The organism is Pseudomonas khorasanensis, assembly GCF_014268505.2.
In the GTDB taxonomy this organism is placed as follows: domain Bacteria; phylum Pseudomonadota; class Gammaproteobacteria; order Pseudomonadales; family Pseudomonadaceae; genus Aquipseudomonas; species Aquipseudomonas khorasanensis.
Window position 1 is genome coordinate 1,090,757 of the sequence record NZ_JABWQP020000001.1, and the last position, 15,801, is coordinate 1,106,557.

Sequence of the window (15,801 nt, forward strand, 5' to 3'; positions counted from 1 at the left end):
TCACTCCCCGACGCTGATGGCGACTTCGCGTCGTGCGAGCAGGGCCAGCAGGTGCAAAAAGTTGCCGGGGTAATCGATGAGGTAGCGTTTGATCGTGTGGGGCTCACGGTACATTCGGTAGAACGCGCGCAAATGCAGGCGATTGATCAACGCCGGGTAATATTGCCGCGACGCCAGCGCTTCCTGGCGAATGAACCCGCCGCAGGTAAAAGCAACACCTTCAAAGCCTGCGCGCAGTACGTCCTGCTCGAATTGCTCTTGCAGCCCGGCGCCAAGGCCAACGATGAGGATGTTCGCTTCGCTGCGGCAAATATCGGCCCGAATGGCCTCGGCCTCGGCGGCATCGAAATAACCGTTGTGGTAACCGGCAATGCTCAGCCGCGGATACAGCGTCTTGATCTTGAGGATGAACAGTTCGAGTTCGGCTTGTCGGGCGCCGACGAAATACACCCGTTTTCCTCCCTGCTCGGCGCCGCCCAGAACAGGGTCGGCGATGGACGTGAAGTCAAAGCTGACCCGGCCGATCGTCCGGCCGGTGACCCGCGACATGAAAGCCGACATCAGCATGCCGTCGCAAAAATAGGTGATCGTGCTCGGGCGCTGCTCCAGGAAGCTGCTGATCGAGGCAAAATTTATGAAGGAATAGGCGTGGTTGGCCTCGAGTAATTTCGGCGAATAGCGTCTGGCCAGTTCGAGTTTCAACATGATGGCGAGGCTCCCGTCAGATCACTGAAGGGGTCTGGCGACCCACCGAAACGTAGGTAAAGCCGCGTTTGCTCAACCGTTGCGGATCGAACAGATTGCGCCCGTCGAAAATCAGCGGTTGCTTGAGCCGCTCGCTGAGCACGTCAAAGTCCGGCGCACGAAACGCTTGCCATTCGGTGACGATGATCAACGCGTCGGCGTTTTTCAGCGCCGCTTCCTTGGTGCCCGTCAAGGTCAGGTCATCACGCGAGCCATAAATGCGCTGGGCCTCGTCCATGGCTTTTGGGTCAAATGCCTGGACGCTGGCCCCGGCGCGCCACAAGGCTTCCATCAATACGCGGCTGGGGGCTTCGCGCATGTCGTCGGTGTTGGGTTTGAAGCTCAACCCCCAGAGGGCGAAGGTCTTGCCGCTCAGGTGGCCGGCGAAGTGATTGAAAATCTTGCTGTAAAGGCTGGTTTTCTGTTCCTGGTTGCGAGCCTCCACGGCCTTGAGCACCCGGGCATCAAAGTCGATGCTGGTCGCAGCGTGGATCAGCGCCTTTACGTCCTTGGGAAAACACGAACCGCCATAGCCCGGGCCGGGGTAGATGAATTGATAGCCGATGCGCGGGTCGGAGCCGATGCCGTGGCGTACCTTCTCGATATCGGCGCCAAGATTTTCCGCGAGGCAGGCCATTTCGTTCATGAAGCTGATCTTGGTCGCCAGCATGCAGTTGGCGGCGTACTTGGTCAGCTCGGCGCTGCGAACGTCCATGACGATGATTTTTTCGCGATTGCGATTGAACGGCTCGTACAGTTCACGCATGACTTCCTCGGCATGCGCGCTGTCGGTGCCGATGATGATCCGGTCCGGGCGCATGCAGTCTTCGACGGCGCAGCCTTCCTTGAGAAATTCCGGATTGGAGACCACGTCGAAGGTCAGGTCGCTGCGGTCGCTGTCGGCCAGCACCTGTTCGATGTGCGCCCGCACCCGATCACCCGTGCCGACTGGCACGGTGGATTTGTCGACAATGATGTGATGACGATCCATGTGCAGCGCGATGGTCTGCGCCACGTTCAAGACGTATTGAAGATCCGCCGAACCGTCTTCGTCGGGTGGTGTACCGACAGCGATCAACAGCACATCGCCATGGTGCACGGCCTCGACGAGGTCAGTGCCAAAGCGCAGTCGACCACTCTGGTAATTGTCGCGCACCAGAGTTTTCAAGCCCGGCTCGTAGAGGGGCAGGGTGCCTTCCTTCAACGCCTCGACCCTGGCAGCATCGACATCGACGCAGAGCACACTGTGCCCGACCTCCGCCAGTGCGGCGCCTTGAACAAGGCCAACATAACCAATACCGAATACGCTCACATTCATGGTCAAACCTCAGGTCGTCATGACGGTTATCAACGGTCGGGCAGGGGCAGGTAGCGGTGGGGCAGGGGTCAGTAGATGTTTTTCGAGAACAGCGTGAAGGGGGTCTTGAGGAGGATCTTGATGTCGAGCCACAGCGACCACTGGTTGATGTAGTTGAGGTCCTGGGCGACGCGCAGCTGCATCTTTTCCAGCGTCTCGGTTTCGCCGCGATGCCCGGTGATCTGGGCCAGTCCAGTGATGCCTGGCTTCAGGCGATGGCGGGCCATATAGGCGCGCACCTTGCCGGTGTAATAAAGGTTGTGGGTGACGGCATGCGGGCGCGGGCCGACCAGGGCCATCCGACCGGACACGACATTGAACAGCTGCGGCAATTCGTCGATGGAACTGCGCCGCAGAAAGTGACCGATCGGCGTGAGGCGGTTGTCGTTACGGGTGGCCTGGCGAACGTCACGGTCATCGTGAACGTGCATGGAGCGGAACTTCCAAACCTTGATCACTTCGCCGTTGCAGCCGTGACGGTTTTGCTTGAACAGCACCGGGCCGGGGGAGGTGAGCTTGACGGCGATCGCCACCAGCAGCAGCAACGGACTGAGCAGAATAATGGCCAGGGCGGCCAGGCTGCGCTCGAACAGATCCTTGCAAAACAGGCTGGCCGGATGAGAGCTGATCAGACTTTCATTGAGGTAGATGGCCGGCATTCGCTCGATTTCCGAGATCGAATGGTTGAGCAATACCATGCTGCCAAAATCGGGAATCCACACCACGTCGACATTGACGTCCAGCAGGTCGATGTAGAGCGCCTCAATGGTGGCGGCATGCGCCATGGTCAGCACGATATAGACGCGGCGCACTTCAAGGCGCGCGATGATTTCGCGGATCGCCTCTACACGGCCGAGCAGCGGCAAAATACTAGGCGCGGGGCCACTGTCGTCGGCAGCGGCAACGAAGCCCAACACCAGCGCACGGTTGGGGCTGGAAAGCTTTTTGGCCAGCTCATGGGCCGTCGGGCAGGTACCGATGATCACCGAGCGACGCTCGTTGCAGATCCGCCGCGAGTGCAATCTGGCGAGGCAGTGCAGGGGCAGAAAACTCGCCGCCTGGACCACGAATCCCAACACGGCCCAGATGATGATCACCTGGCGCGAATAGATCGCGCTGGTCTGGGTGACGAAGGCAATTGTCGCGAGCACCGCCATCAGGATCAACCAGCCGGCAAGCAGCCTGCCGAGGCCGACCAACAGGCCATTGCGTTTGTGATATACGCGCATGACGCTGTAGATCGGTACTGATCCAAGCACAGTCAGAATGATCAGGATGCGATATTCGCTGGTCAGATGGCCGACACGCCAATACACCAGCAGCACCAGCAGCAACGTGGCCAACATCAGTGCGCACGACCACTGGCCCCAGAAGGTCAGGCCTCGGCGGTGCGTCATATGAGCGGTATAGAGCGGTGTCATGGGCTTGACCTCAAGGCAGCAGTAATGCGTCAGCGCTGAGCGACAGACACGACGTGTCTTCCGCTGGCTTTTCGTGGCTCGGCAGAGGTGAAGCGAGTTGTGTTGTGGCAGAACGAGGTGCAGCGACAGGCGTGTTCGCCGGGTGTTACCTGGGCGCGAAATCGTAGTTATAGAACGCCCGGGAGTGGTGATGGCCATACTTGCGCGCCTTGCGCAGGTCGACCTGGTTGAGCACGGAGCCAAAGACCGGCACATGGCTCTGTTGCAACATGGCAAGGCCGCGCTGCACTTGGCTGATGGGTGTGCTGTCGGCCTTGACGACGTAAATGACCGCATCCGAATGTTTGGCCAGCAAGAGCGCGTCGCTGATCATTTCCGCCGGCGGCGAGTCGATGATGATGTGGCGGTAACGCGACCTCAGCGCTTCAAGCATGCGCGCCATGCGTGGTGAGCTGAGCAAATCCTGCGGCGGCGGTTGCAGCGCGTTGAGCGGCTCGGCGGGCGAGGGCAGGCGTGGTGCGGCGAAGGTGTCCCGCGCAGCCGGCATGACCCTGCCAGCCAACAGCATGTCCAGGTTTCCCACCGAAACAATGCAGTCTTCAAGCCTTGCGGTGCCGGCAATGACATTCGCCAGGCCGGGGCTGTCAGGCGGGAAATCAAAGTTCAGCGACAAGGTTGGCTGGCGCATATCGGCATCGATCAACAGCACCCGCTCCAGCGGCGTGAGTGAGCTGGCAAGGTTGTTGGCGATGGTGCTTTTTCCTTCTCCGGCCACTGTCGATGTGATCAACACCACCTGCGACGGCATTTCGTTGCTCTGCAGCATCAGCCAGGTGCGTAGGTTACGGATCGTCTCGCAGAAGCGCGGATGATCGTTGTCCTCAAACAGGCGCGCCAGTTGTCGGCGATTTTTCTTCATGACCAACGGCACGACACTCAGCAGCGGAATGTTCAGCGCGCTTTCGATCGATTCGTCGGTTTTAAAGGTATTGCTCAGGCTGTCGAACAGCAGCGCCAACGCTACACCAACCACCGCGGCGATCAGCGCGACGATCGCAACGATCAACGTTTTACGCGGTTTGCTTGGGTCGACAGGAACGATGGCCGGGTCGACGATCCGCACTTTGGTCGAGTCCATGTCAGCGGTGGCCGTGGTTTCCTTCAAGCGCGTCACAAAGGTTTCGTACAGCGCGCGGGAGCTGTCGACCTCACGCTGGAACTCGCGCAGCTGGAATTCCTTGCGCGCAATGTCCTGAATCTGCGCCTTGTTGCTGTTGAAGGACTGACGCAGCGATGCCTCACTGGCGGTGGCGAGCTGGTATTGCCGTTCGATACCGGCGACGACCTGCTGCACCTGAAGTTGCAGGTTGCTGGTGGCGGTGCGCAACTCCGACTGCGCTGAAAGCAGGCTAGGGTGTTTGGGCCCGTAGCGCCCCGACAGCTCATCGACCTTGGCCTGGGCCATGGCACGATCTGCCTGGAATTTCTGCACCAACAGGTTACTCAAAACGGCGGGGACGCTGGACAGCCGACTCAGGTCGCCGTTGCTCAAAGCCTTCGCCTGCCGGTACTCGCTTTCGGCCTCGGCACGGTTGCGGCGGGCATCAACCATGCGATTACCGGTCATTTCCAGTTCGTTGGCGCTGATCGTGGCGACCCCGCCAACGTCCACCAGGCCTTGTTCTTCGCGGTATCCCTGAAGCTTTTTCTCGGCTGCACGCAGGTTATCGCGCAGCTTGACCAGCCGTGTGTTCATCCACGCCGTTGTGGTTTGCGATGACTTTTCGCTGGTGTCGAGCTGGCTGTCGGTGAAGCCACGGGCCAGCGCGTTGGCTGCTGCCGCCGCAAGCACCGGGTCCGGCAGTTCCACCTCGATTTCGAGCAATTGGCTCTTGCCGACGAACTTCACGCTGGTGTGCAGCATGAGATTCTGGGTGACCTGGTTGAAGACGTCATCTTCGGTGAGCGCCTCTTTGGCCGGCAGCCAGCGGTCCAGGCCCAGCCCCGGAAACCATTTGTCCAGATCAAGATCGGCCAGCCATTCGCGCGGCGTAAACCATGGCTTCGGTTGCTGGCGCGGGTCGGTGAGCGGGTGAGTGGTGAGGCCGAGTTTTTTCACCGCGCGCTCGGCAAGATCACGCGACTGCAGGAGCGCCTGTTGCGTCTGCAAATAATCAGTGGTGTTGCTGTTCGAATCCTTGACCTGCTGAAAGGACATCAGCGGAGGTGTTTTATCGTTGAACAGCAAGGTCGTGCTGCCGATGTATTGCGGGGTAATGTTGGAGACCACAATGGCCGCCAGCAGACCGCTCACCAGGATCAGCCATCCGATGCTCCATTTGGCGCGCCAGATCACCCTCCAGAGTTTCAGCAAATCAAGGGTGTCCTTGTCGTCGCTGTACTGCTGATGGTGATGCAGGTGGGTTTGCAGAGGACGTTCGACGTAAGTGCCAAGGCTATTGTCCATGATTAAAAGAACCCTTGTGCAATGGAAATGGTGTCGCCGGGAGCAATCGTGGTGCTGCGGGTCACGTCATCCGTGAGGGTCGCGCCGCCGTCGCCACGCAAAATGGTCACGCGCTTGATGGAGGCCCGCTCGGTCAAGCCGCCGCCCAGGGCAATGGCTTTTTCCAGCGTCAGGCCCGGCACGAACGGATAGCTGCCGGGCTTTTTTACTTCGCCATTGATGTAGAACGATCGGTATTCGATCTGACTCAGGCTGACTTTCGGATCGACCAGATATCCCTGTTTCAGTCCATCGACGATGATTTTTTCAACCTGCCCAGGGGTCAGCCCTTTGGCAGAGATTTCTCCCAGGAAGGGATAGGAAAACGTGCCGGCATCGCTGAGACGGATCTTCTTCAGGCTCAACTCCGGCTCGCCGAACACGATGATGCGCAACACATCACCAGCGGCAAGTTTGTATTGAGTACCGGGATCTGCCGCATGGACAGCCGATGCCACAACCAGCGTGAACGACAGGAGAAATGCGTGTGTGTTCATGTCGAGACCCTCTTTAAAGGCTGACGTTGAAGCTGATCTGAAACACGTTGCGGGTAAAACTTTCATTGTCGGCATCGGAGTCGTTGTCGCGAAAGCGATAGCCGAGTTCGATATCCAGCCAGCGGCGCATGGCATAGACGAGCGCCAGGTTGTAATCCTGAAAGTCATCGGTACGACTTTGCCCTTCGTAGACATAGCGGCCGAGTCCGGCTTGCGCCACGGTGGTAATTCGTTCGGTCCAGCCGTGTCGCCATCCGACTTGAGTGAACGTCGACTTCACGGCCTCCGCGCCATCATCGCCTTCGGCGAGCGCCTGACGAGCGACAAAGGTAAACGTCGAATACGTGCGCGGTTTCCATTGCAGATCGACCTGCCAGGTGGGGTTATCGAGGTCGTTGGATTCGCTGCTGTCGAAGTTCTTTTTTTCATAACCGACGCGCACTTTGCCCGTCGTGCGTGCCGTGAAATCCCAAACGGCACCGGCCAATAAGGCGTCCGATTTACTGCTGCGCGGACTGTTCGCCTGCTGGTAGTCGAAGTCAGTGTGGTCATATTCCAGCAAACCTCGGGTATTGCTGCCGATGCGGTGGTACCAGGTACCCGTGAAGGCGGTGGTATCGCGTTCTTTATCGTCATTGATGCCGTCGGCGTTGTCGTAGCGCAGTTGGGCGTAATTCACCCCGAGGTCGATTTGATTGTCTGCACTTTTAGCGCCGAAGGTGTAAAGCCCGCCGACCCGTTTATTGTTGAGTTTGTCATTGACACCTTCGACGGCCGTCGACTCCGTGCGCTCGTACTTGCGATACTCGGCCTCAAGCTTCAAACGATGGCGGTCGGTGAACTCCATAATGCTATCGGCGCGTACGCGTTGCGCTGTGTTCGAGGCGTCGGACTCGTCGTGATAGATGTAGCGAGTTGGCTGCCAGATCACTCGCGTGGCGCTGTTGCGATCCTCGGCCTTGAGCTCGAAGGAGGGCGCCAGTCTGGTGATCATGGAGGACTGTTTGTTGTCTTCCAGCTCGCGGAAGTTATCGTCATAACTTTCCGAAAATATAAAACTCGGCGTGAAATCAAATCCGTAAACATCAATGGCTTGCGGGTCGATACTCCAGGCCATTCCAGGGTAGAAAGTGGCCATGATCAGTGCAACAGGGCAGCGTGATTTCAAGGCCATGTCATGGCTCCCGAGAAAGGCACATGAGACAAGCGGTTATTTGAAGGATTGAAATCGTGGTTTTTGTCGTTCAATAACGCTAAGCGGCAAACAGACCGGCTGCTCCCTGTTGAGAAACTGCAAAAGGAGCAACACGCGATCGTTACCGTGTAGCGCCTGGAATACACCCTCCAATGGCGAGAGCGGGCCGCTTATGATTCGCAACGGCTCTCCAGGCTCGAGACTCATGTGCACGTTCGAGTCCGATTCCAGGCACCGGTCGCGCAGATGCTCGATGACGTGATCTGCCACTGCCACGGGACCATGATTGAATTCGACAACCCGGCTGACGCCTCGCGTCGAGCGCAAGGGGGCCCAATTGTCCGTGCGGCCCAGTTGTATAAACAGATAACCGGGGAACAACGATTCCATGACCCGCTGTCGTTTCCCGCGAATGACGCGCTCGGTAAACAGTTGAGGATGGAAGACCACGTAGTTTTGCTGTAGCAGGTTGAGGTGGGCGCGCTCATCCTGGCGAGGCTTGCATTGCAACAGGTACCAGTTGGGTTGATCCGAGCTGATTGCTGACATGCTGGTAAACTCTTTGAGGTTCGAAAGTTTATGCAGGCAGAAGCTCTATTCAGGGCTGTGAGAAGACAATCGGCAGGGGATATTTTTATTATGATGTAACGCTGGAGTGTTTCACTATTGAATCACTTGTTCGGGCGGGCGGGCGGCTGAACTTTTTCGAAGACAAAGCTACCGCACTGCCTGCATGTTGCAGCGTTTACGCTAGATGGCTTAGTGGTTAGCTCGGGAACTTCGGGAAACGAATAAGGAGCACTCGTGCCGTGTTCAGCTAGACGTCGGTAGTTATCGGCCAGTCTTCGCAGTCTGTCAAACGATCTGAGTCAAAAAACACGCCATCTGTCGTCTCGTCGCTTGGATAACGCCTATCATTCTGTTTTTTCTGGGTTTTTGTCAGCGGGCAAATTTCTGAATTTTTCTGATCCTGCTGGCACACCCTTTGGATGTGATGATCCACATATTTGAATGTCGTTATAAGCAATGGACTTCGGCTGTCGATCGCCGCTATAACTTATCGCCTATTCGCTTAAAGGGAGCAGTGATCATGACCGTTCTTGTGACTGGCGCTGCAGGCTTCATCGGCTTTCACACGGCTAAACAAATGGTTCTCCAAGGCCATGAAGTCATTGGTATCGACAATCTCAATGAGTATTACGATGTGGCGCTGAAACGGGCGCGACTTGAGCAACTAAGCGAACTGCAGGGTTTCCGCTTTCAATGGATGGATATCGTCGATAAACCGGCCTTGATGAGGCTGTTCGATGAGCAGCGCTTCACCGTGGTTATCCACTTGGCCGCTCAGGCGGGCGTTCGCTACTCGCTGGATAATCCGGATGCGTATGCACAATCGAATCTGGTGGGCTTTTTGAACGTGCTTGAAGCCTGTCGATTCTACCAGCCCACGCACCTCATCTATGCATCCAGCAGTTCGGTATACGGGGCCAACAGTGAGCTGCCATTCAGTGTCGATAACCCGGTCGAGCAACCGGTTTCCTTGTATGCCGCCACCAAACGCGCCAACGAACTGCTTGCCAGCAGCTATTGTCATCTCTATGGATTGAAAGCGAGCGGGCTGCGCTTTTTTACCGTTTACGGACCTTGGGGCCGACCGGACATGGCGTTGTTCAAATTCACCGAAGCGATTCTCCAGGGCCAACCGATCGACATCTACAATCACGGGCAGATGGCGAGGGATTTTACGTACATCGATGACATCGTCGAAGGCATCGCACGGTTATGTCCAAGACCGCCCATAGCAGAGCGGGAGGGCGAGGGCGTAAACAAACTGTTCAACATAGGACGTGGCAAACCCATAGCATTACTGGTATTTGTCGAGTGCCTCGAAACAGCGCTAGGTATAAAGGCTCAATACAACTTAATGCCCATGCAGGCGGGCGATGTCATCAGTACATGGGCCGACGTTTCGGCATTGGAAAAGTGGACTGGCTTTTTGCCAAAAGTTGATATTCAAGATGGGGTGAGCCAATTTGTGTCGTGGTACCGACATTATTATAAGGTCCCAATTGCACAGTAAAATTTCCCTGTGGTGCAGATGATAGCCAGCTAACTCAGGGCTATTTTCATTAGCTCTACTAAATGGTCGTTTAGTAGAGCTAATGAAAAAACCAACTCGGTAAGATCATGAGTCAGCAGAAGCCTGGTGCGCTGAATCTTCAATATCACGTTAATGGCGATTCTTATCGCAGAACTTCAGGCGGGTCATCGCGGCCGGCTCGAAACCTCAACCGGGCCGCGTTAAGTTGTTTAGATCGATCTGTTATCTGCCCACAGAAGAATCTCCGGTGGGCCAAATTGATTCAGACGGCTCTCTGTAAACATTGTTGATGGGTACCTAGGAGCCAGCAACTGCAATGAGGCGTACAAGGTGGAATCTGGAGCGTCTCGATTGCTTGAACGTTCGAATGGATTCGGCTTGATCAGCGAAGCGGTTTCACCAGGATTGATTTTTTCCGGTATGGAAATCGGTTCGAGGAAAACTCACGATGCAGCTTGCGCAACCTGTGATTGAAAAGCAGATGCGTAGTCGTCATGAGCGCTTCAGGTTGCGGGAATGCATGGTGTAGAGAATCGCTGGTTCGGACGCACAATGCAGGCTCAAACCTACAAGGCAGCCATGGCAACCTTGCAATACCTTGTTACGTGTAATGTATATTATGTTAAATCATGGATGTGAATGGCGCAGGCTTTGAGATCACAGCACCGCCCTTATGTCATCGCTTAACCGCCATACGTTTGCAGCTTCAACAACCAATGCTGCTCAGTGGTCCATCCGAGGAAAACCCGAGCCCCCTCGCTTACTTGGCGAACCTCCGTCAAAGGCACTCCAGAAGCTGCTACTCGCAATCCTGTAATAGCCGGCAGAAACCTTTCACGAAACGCACGGGGCTGTGTCGCGAAATGGGCTTCGATACGTTCAATCGCGAATTGCATTTCTGCGTCAGGCCTGGAGAACTTTTTGCGCCTGGATTTCGGTTGATCAGGAAGCATCGCCAATTGGCTTGCGTCGATGTCGTTGTAATTGGCGTATAGCGTGCCACCTGTCAAAAATGGATGCCATTTCCGGCGCGGTGGCCAATCACATCAAGAGTCAGGAACTGAGTTTCGACTGATAGCCGATCGATGCGGGGCTGCAGCACTGCTCGCAATGCTGGAGCCCGCTTTTTTGCAATGGCTCATCGCCCTATTGATCTCCATTACCACCCGCCTCGTCGCCTCCTCGATCGCTCCCTCATTGCGGCATAAAAACCAGCCCTGCTCCGCAGCGGCCTGCTCAAACGCCTGGGTACAAGCGACATGCTCCTCCAGACCGCGAAGCACAGTACTGCTCAAGCCGCGTCGTCGTGCCCCTGCCCTCGCCCACGAAATATTTGCCGCGGTGACCACTCCGACATGCAGGTCTGGCACTTGAACGTTGCGCTCAATATTCAACTGGAGGATTTCTGAAAACGGGACTGCTCGGCGAAACGCAGCATCGGACGGATACCAGCGATCGATCAGGATGATGCTGTCGGTGGGTTGTTTGGTCAGCACGTGCCGGGAAATCCAGCGGCGGCTATCAGCCAGGCGTTGGCAGACTTCCAGCTCCAGATCCCGGTCAGGATGTCGGACGAGCCGGTTCACCAAGTGCATTGTTTCGCCCCTGAACGGGTCGCTTTTTTTCTCGCACAGTCGGATGACTTTCTTGTTGTCTGCCCTGAGGGCTTCAGTGATGGCCTCTAACAACGTTGTTTTGCCGACGCCTTTAGGGCCATCCAGAGCGACAAACAGCGGACGATTCATTTTTCACAGGCTCTAACGAAGAGTGGCGAACACTCTAACGGATTAATGCAGGCGCTGAGCGCGACGTATTTGCCTGAGGGGCCATCGCCTGAGTAGAATGCGATTCATTATCAATCATGTATGTCCCGGGATGCCGATGCGTAGCGACGAAACACTAGGTACTGCAGATCCAGGGCTGCTCTATCGCACCCACTTCTCGTGGTTACAGGGCTGGCTGGTCCGACGCATCGGATGTCGCGATAACGCCGCAGATCTGGCGCAGGACACCTTTGTTCGTGTGCTCAAACACCGCCATCAGTCCGGCGCTCTGCGCGAACCCCGCGCCTATTTGAGCAGCATCGCCCGCGGTCTGTTGATTGATCAGTATCGTCGTCGCGAACTTGAACGCGCCTACCTGGAAAGCATCACGTTGCTGCCTCAACACGAGGTTCCCTCGGAAGAAAGCCGGCTTATGATTCTTGACGCGCTTGAGCGCATCGACCGCATGCTCGACATGCTTAAACCAAGAGTTCGCCAGGCGTTTTTATTTGCCCGACTCGACGGCCTGACCTGCGCCCAAATCGCCGAAAAGCTCGGTGTTTCCCGCGCGACGGTGGAACGCGACCTGGCCACAGCCCTGCAACATTGCTATCGCTTGCGTTATGTCGAGGCCTGAGCCCGAGGCGCTGGATCCGGCCATTGTCGAGCAGGCGATCCAATGGCTGGTGCGCCTTCGCTTCAATCAAGCCGATGAACAGACACAGCGCACATTTGAGCACTGGCTGCAGCAGCGCCCAGAGCATGTAGTGGCGTGGCGGCGTGTGGAAACGCTTGGCGATGAATTCGAAGGCGTGCCAGCTCAGCTGGCTCGACAAACCCTTAAGGGCGCCCGGCAGGGAATACGCCGGCGGGAAAGCCTGAAGCTACTGGGCGTATTGGCGACCGTCGGCACGGCAGCCTGGCTCGGCCGCGACTACACTCCCCTGCCCTCCATGCTTGCAGAGCAGCGCAGCAGCACCGGCGAGCAGCGACGTTTCCAACTCGATGATGGCAGCCTTATTCAGCTCAATAGCGACAGCGCCGTGGACAGCGATTTCGACGCCCAGCGACGTCTGATCATCCTGCGACGTGGTGAAATCATCGTGAATGTCGGCGCGGACCCACACTCGTCTCAAGCGCGACCGTTATGGGTGCAATCTCGCGATGGGATCATGCGAGCCCACAGTTCCCGCTTTCTGGTGCGCGAGCGTGACGACGGCACCCTGGTCGCGGCGCAGGAAGGATCAGTCACGGTTTTCCCTGGCTCCAGTCAAACGCCTGCGAGCCGCAGCGTCCCGGCAGACAATCAACTGCTGTTCACATCAAGCGGCACCCGAACGCTCAGGGACGACGGCCTTGATTTATGGAGTTGGGGTGACGGCGTAATCAGCGCGCGGCATATGCGCCTTGGTGACTTCATCGAGGAATTGTCGCGTTATCGCCCCGGAATATTGCGCTGCGCCGAAGAGGTTGCTGATCGTCGCGTTTCCGGCACCTTCCAACTCGCCGACAACGATCGGGTCCTGGCATTGATCGCGCAGTCACTGCGCCTGCACATCGATTATCGGACCCGTTATTGGGTGACCGTGACCGCTGCCACCTGAGTCCCCCTCGTTATTTTTTGCTATCTGAAAAATAATGAGGTGGTTTCTCATTCTCGTTCGACCTCTAAGGAAGGCCGGAATACAGGCCAGTCTGCCGATGTCCTTTCTTGGAGCGAGAAAATGAGTTCGTCCCCTGTTTCGCAGCGCCATCCATTGAATCGTGCCTTGCACGGTGCGATTTTGGGTTTGATCGTGAGCAGCTACGCATTGCCATCGCTGGCGCAAACCTCGGGCGCTGACCAGAGCAGTCAGGTCAAACAGTGGAACATCGCCCCTGGCCCACTGGCGCCGGCGCTTGACCGCTTTGCGCGCGAGGCTGGCATCAGTCTTTCCTTCGACGCGTCGAGTGTGGCGAACCGCACCACTGCTGGCGTGAATGGCACGCTCGATACGTCGGCAGCGCTGTCATCGTTGCTCCAGGGCAGCGAATTGCAAGTCGAGCAGCAAGGCCCGAATGCCTACCTGTTGTCCCCTCAAGCAAAGCCCGCCGGCCCGCTTGAGCTTGGCGCAACGGACGTCGAGGACTACCGCCTCGCCCCGCTCATCATCAATGCCAAGGTCAGGGTCAGTGCCGACGACGACGCCAACTCGGTGGTCGCCAAGGAGCTCTGGGTTGGCGGCAAGGTGGCAACCAGCATTCTCAATACACCGGCATCGGTGTCGGTGGTGACCAACAAGGAAATGCAGCAACGCAGCGTCAGCACTACGGAAGAGGCGCTGCAATACACGCCGGGCGTGGTCAGTGACTTCTATGGTACGGATGACCGCAACGACTATTTCCAGATCCGCGGCTTCCAGGCCACCACTTACCGTGACGGCTTGACCCTGAGTTCGATGCGCGGCGTACGCGAAGATCCGTTCGCCTATGAGCGCATCGAGATTCTGCGTGGTGCCAACTCAACGCTGTTTGGCCCTGCGGATCCGGGCGGTTCGGTGAATTTCGTGACCAAACAACCGCGTTTCGAGAAGTTTGGCCAAGGCTATGTGACCTACGGTTCGTTTGACCATGTCGAGACAGGCATCGATGTCGGCGATGCGTTGAATGACGACAAAACCCTGGCTGGTCGCTTTACCGCCAAAGGCCAGAACAGCGACCGCGAATACGACCATTCGCAGGACGACAACCAGTTGTTTATGGGTGGCCTGACCTGGGCACCTACGGACTACACGTCAGCGACGTTGATTCTGGACTATCTGAAAACCGAGAGTTCACCGAACAGTGGTGGCTATCCACTGGACAGGGAATACGACCGCAGCAAGTTTTATGGCGAGCCCAGCTACAACTTTCATGATGTCGAGCGCACCAGCCTCAGCGGTAACATCACCCATGACTTCGACAACGGTTTCGTACTGCGCAGCAATCTGCGTTACAGCAAGTTGACCGATGATTTTGGCTACGTTTACCTCAGCGACAGTGCCGCACGGGTCGGTACCAGCGTTGACCGGTACCTGTTTGGAACGGACACTGAAGCCGATCAGTTCAACGGCAATCTGATGCTGCAATACGATGCCCGTTTCGAGAACATCGACAGCAGCAGCCTGGTGGGCGTGGAGTACCTCGATTCGACCACCAAGGAAAGCTCGGTCTACGCCCTGACCACCCCGATCGATATTGCAAATCCCGTATTTACGGGTGTTCCACGTTCAATCACGCCGTATGCCGTCAACAAGCGGGACGCGACCACCAAAGCCGTATTCCTTCAGCAGAACCTGTCGTTCTACGAGCGCTTCATCGTCACCGCAGGTGTGCGCAACGACTCGATGGACCTGACGAGCAAAGGTTTGCAATCCCGTGAGAAAGACAACTTCTCCGAAACTTCCTACCGGGGTGCGTTGACCTATATCGTCAACGATGAGGTGTCCACCTATGTGAGCATGGTCGAGTCCGTCTCGCCGCCGCAGGTTGGCGTAACACCGCAGACCGGCAGGCAGTACGAAGTAGGCGTGAAGTATGCGCCGATGGGCATGGACGCACTGTTCTCCGCAGCCGTTTATGACCTGACCCAGGAAAACGTCACCATCGCCGTGGTGCTGCCCAGCGGCATCATTGAGCAACAGACGGTGGGCGAATCGCAGGCACGTGGCCTCGATCTGGAGGCCAAAGCGCAGGTGACGCAGAACCTCAGTCTGATTGGTGGCTATTCCTATATGGAATCAGAAGTACTGCGCGGTTCGTTGTACGACGGCAGCTCCCTGAAAGGTAATGAATTTGCCACGGCACCCAAGCATTCCGCTTCGCTCTGGAGCTATTACGACGTACCCGACACTGATGTCAGCGTGGGCTTGGGCGCGCGCTACGTCGGCTCTTATTACTTTGATGCAGCCAACTCCGGCAAAAGCGACGGCACCACGCTGTTCGACGCCGCGTTCAACTACAAGATCGCCAAGGGCACCGACCTTGCGGTGAACGTCAGCAACCTGCTGGATGAGCAGCACGTGGTCGGTTCCGGCACAGCGAACTTCTACAACCCGGGTCGCGAGATTACCGCCAAACTGAGCTACAACTGGTAAACAGGCGGGTAAGCCTTTTTCCCATACAGGAAACGGTGCCCGCTTTACCGCGGGCACCGTCAACCTGCTCATCAATCCTTGACCTCACACAAAATGCTCACG

General features: G+C 57.0%; 12 protein-coding genes. 4 read left to right on the forward strand and 8 right to left on the reverse strand.

Annotated elements, in window-relative coordinates:
* The 7 genes from HU727_RS05045 to rfaH form a co-directional block, all read right to left on the reverse strand.
* Complete coding sequence (locus HU727_RS05045) at window positions 1-705, reverse strand: WecB/TagA/CpsF family glycosyltransferase (RefSeq protein ID WP_186528689.1); 705 nt, start codon at window positions 703-705, stop codon at window positions 1-3.
* A gap of 16 nt (window positions 706-721) precedes the next feature.
* Window positions 722-2,062: a UDP-glucose dehydrogenase family protein gene (locus tag HU727_RS05050; RefSeq protein WP_186528691.1), complete on the reverse strand. Its 1,341-nt coding sequence runs from the start codon at window positions 2,060-2,062 to the stop codon at window positions 722-724.
* Window positions 2,063-2,130: 68 nt separating this feature from the next.
* Window positions 2,131-3,522: an undecaprenyl-phosphate glucose phosphotransferase gene (locus HU727_RS05055; protein WP_225919771.1), complete on the reverse strand. Its 1,392-nt coding sequence runs from the start codon at window positions 3,520-3,522 to the stop codon at window positions 2,131-2,133.
* 145 nt (window positions 3,523-3,667) lie between these two features.
* Complete coding sequence (locus HU727_RS05060) at window positions 3,668-5,989, reverse strand: GumC family protein (RefSeq protein ID WP_186528693.1); 2,322 nt, start codon at window positions 5,987-5,989, stop codon at window positions 3,668-3,670.
* Between the two features lie 2 nt (window positions 5,990-5,991).
* Window positions 5,992-6,525 carry a polysaccharide biosynthesis/export family protein gene (locus HU727_RS05065; RefSeq protein WP_186528695.1) on the reverse strand — a complete coding sequence of 178 codons (534 nt, stop codon included), beginning with the start codon at window positions 6,523-6,525 and terminating at the stop codon, window positions 5,992-5,994.
* 13 nt (window positions 6,526-6,538) lie between these two features.
* Window positions 6,539-7,699 (reverse strand): outer membrane beta-barrel protein, encoded by a 1,161-nt coding sequence (locus tag HU727_RS05070; protein WP_186528697.1) that lies wholly within the window; start codon window positions 7,697-7,699, stop codon window positions 6,539-6,541.
* Window positions 7,700-7,735: 36 nt separating this feature from the next.
* Entirely contained in the window at window positions 7,736-8,269 is a 534-nt protein-coding gene (gene rfaH, locus HU727_RS05075; protein ID WP_186528704.1) for a transcription/translation regulatory transformer protein RfaH, read from the reverse strand.
* Window positions 8,270-8,810: 541 nt separating this feature from the next.
* Between rfaH and HU727_RS05080 the strand changes: the two genes are divergently transcribed.
* A complete protein-coding gene (locus HU727_RS05080; protein ID WP_186528706.1) occupies window positions 8,811-9,800 on the forward strand; it encodes an NAD-dependent epimerase in 990 nt (329 codons plus the stop codon).
* Between the two features lie 1,067 nt (window positions 9,801-10,867).
* Here the strand turns inward: HU727_RS05080 and HU727_RS05085 are convergent.
* Window positions 10,868-11,566: a dTMP kinase gene (locus HU727_RS05085; RefSeq protein WP_186528708.1), complete on the reverse strand. Its 699-nt coding sequence runs from the start codon at window positions 11,564-11,566 to the stop codon at window positions 10,868-10,870.
* Between the two features lie 136 nt (window positions 11,567-11,702).
* Here HU727_RS05085 and HU727_RS05090 point away from each other — a divergent pair, with 136 nt between their 5' ends.
* The 3 genes from HU727_RS05090 to HU727_RS05100 all read left to right on the forward strand — a co-directional run bounded on the left by HU727_RS05090 (window position 11,703) and on the right by HU727_RS05100 (window position 15,699).
* Complete coding sequence (locus HU727_RS05090; protein ID WP_186528710.1) at window positions 11,703-12,221, forward strand: sigma-70 family RNA polymerase sigma factor; 519 nt, start codon at window positions 11,703-11,705, stop codon at window positions 12,219-12,221.
* Window positions 12,208-13,188, forward strand: a complete 981-nt coding sequence (locus HU727_RS05095; protein WP_186529280.1) for a FecR domain-containing protein — start codon at window positions 12,208-12,210, stop codon at window positions 13,186-13,188. Before HU727_RS05090 ends, HU727_RS05095 begins: the two co-directional genes overlap by 14 nt.
* Before the next feature lie 120 nt (window positions 13,189-13,308).
* Window positions 13,309-15,699, forward strand: a complete 2,391-nt coding sequence (locus tag HU727_RS05100) for a TonB-dependent siderophore receptor (protein ID WP_186528717.1) — start codon at window positions 13,309-13,311, stop codon at window positions 15,697-15,699.
* The last annotated feature ends 102 nt before the right edge of the window (window positions 15,700-15,801 follow it).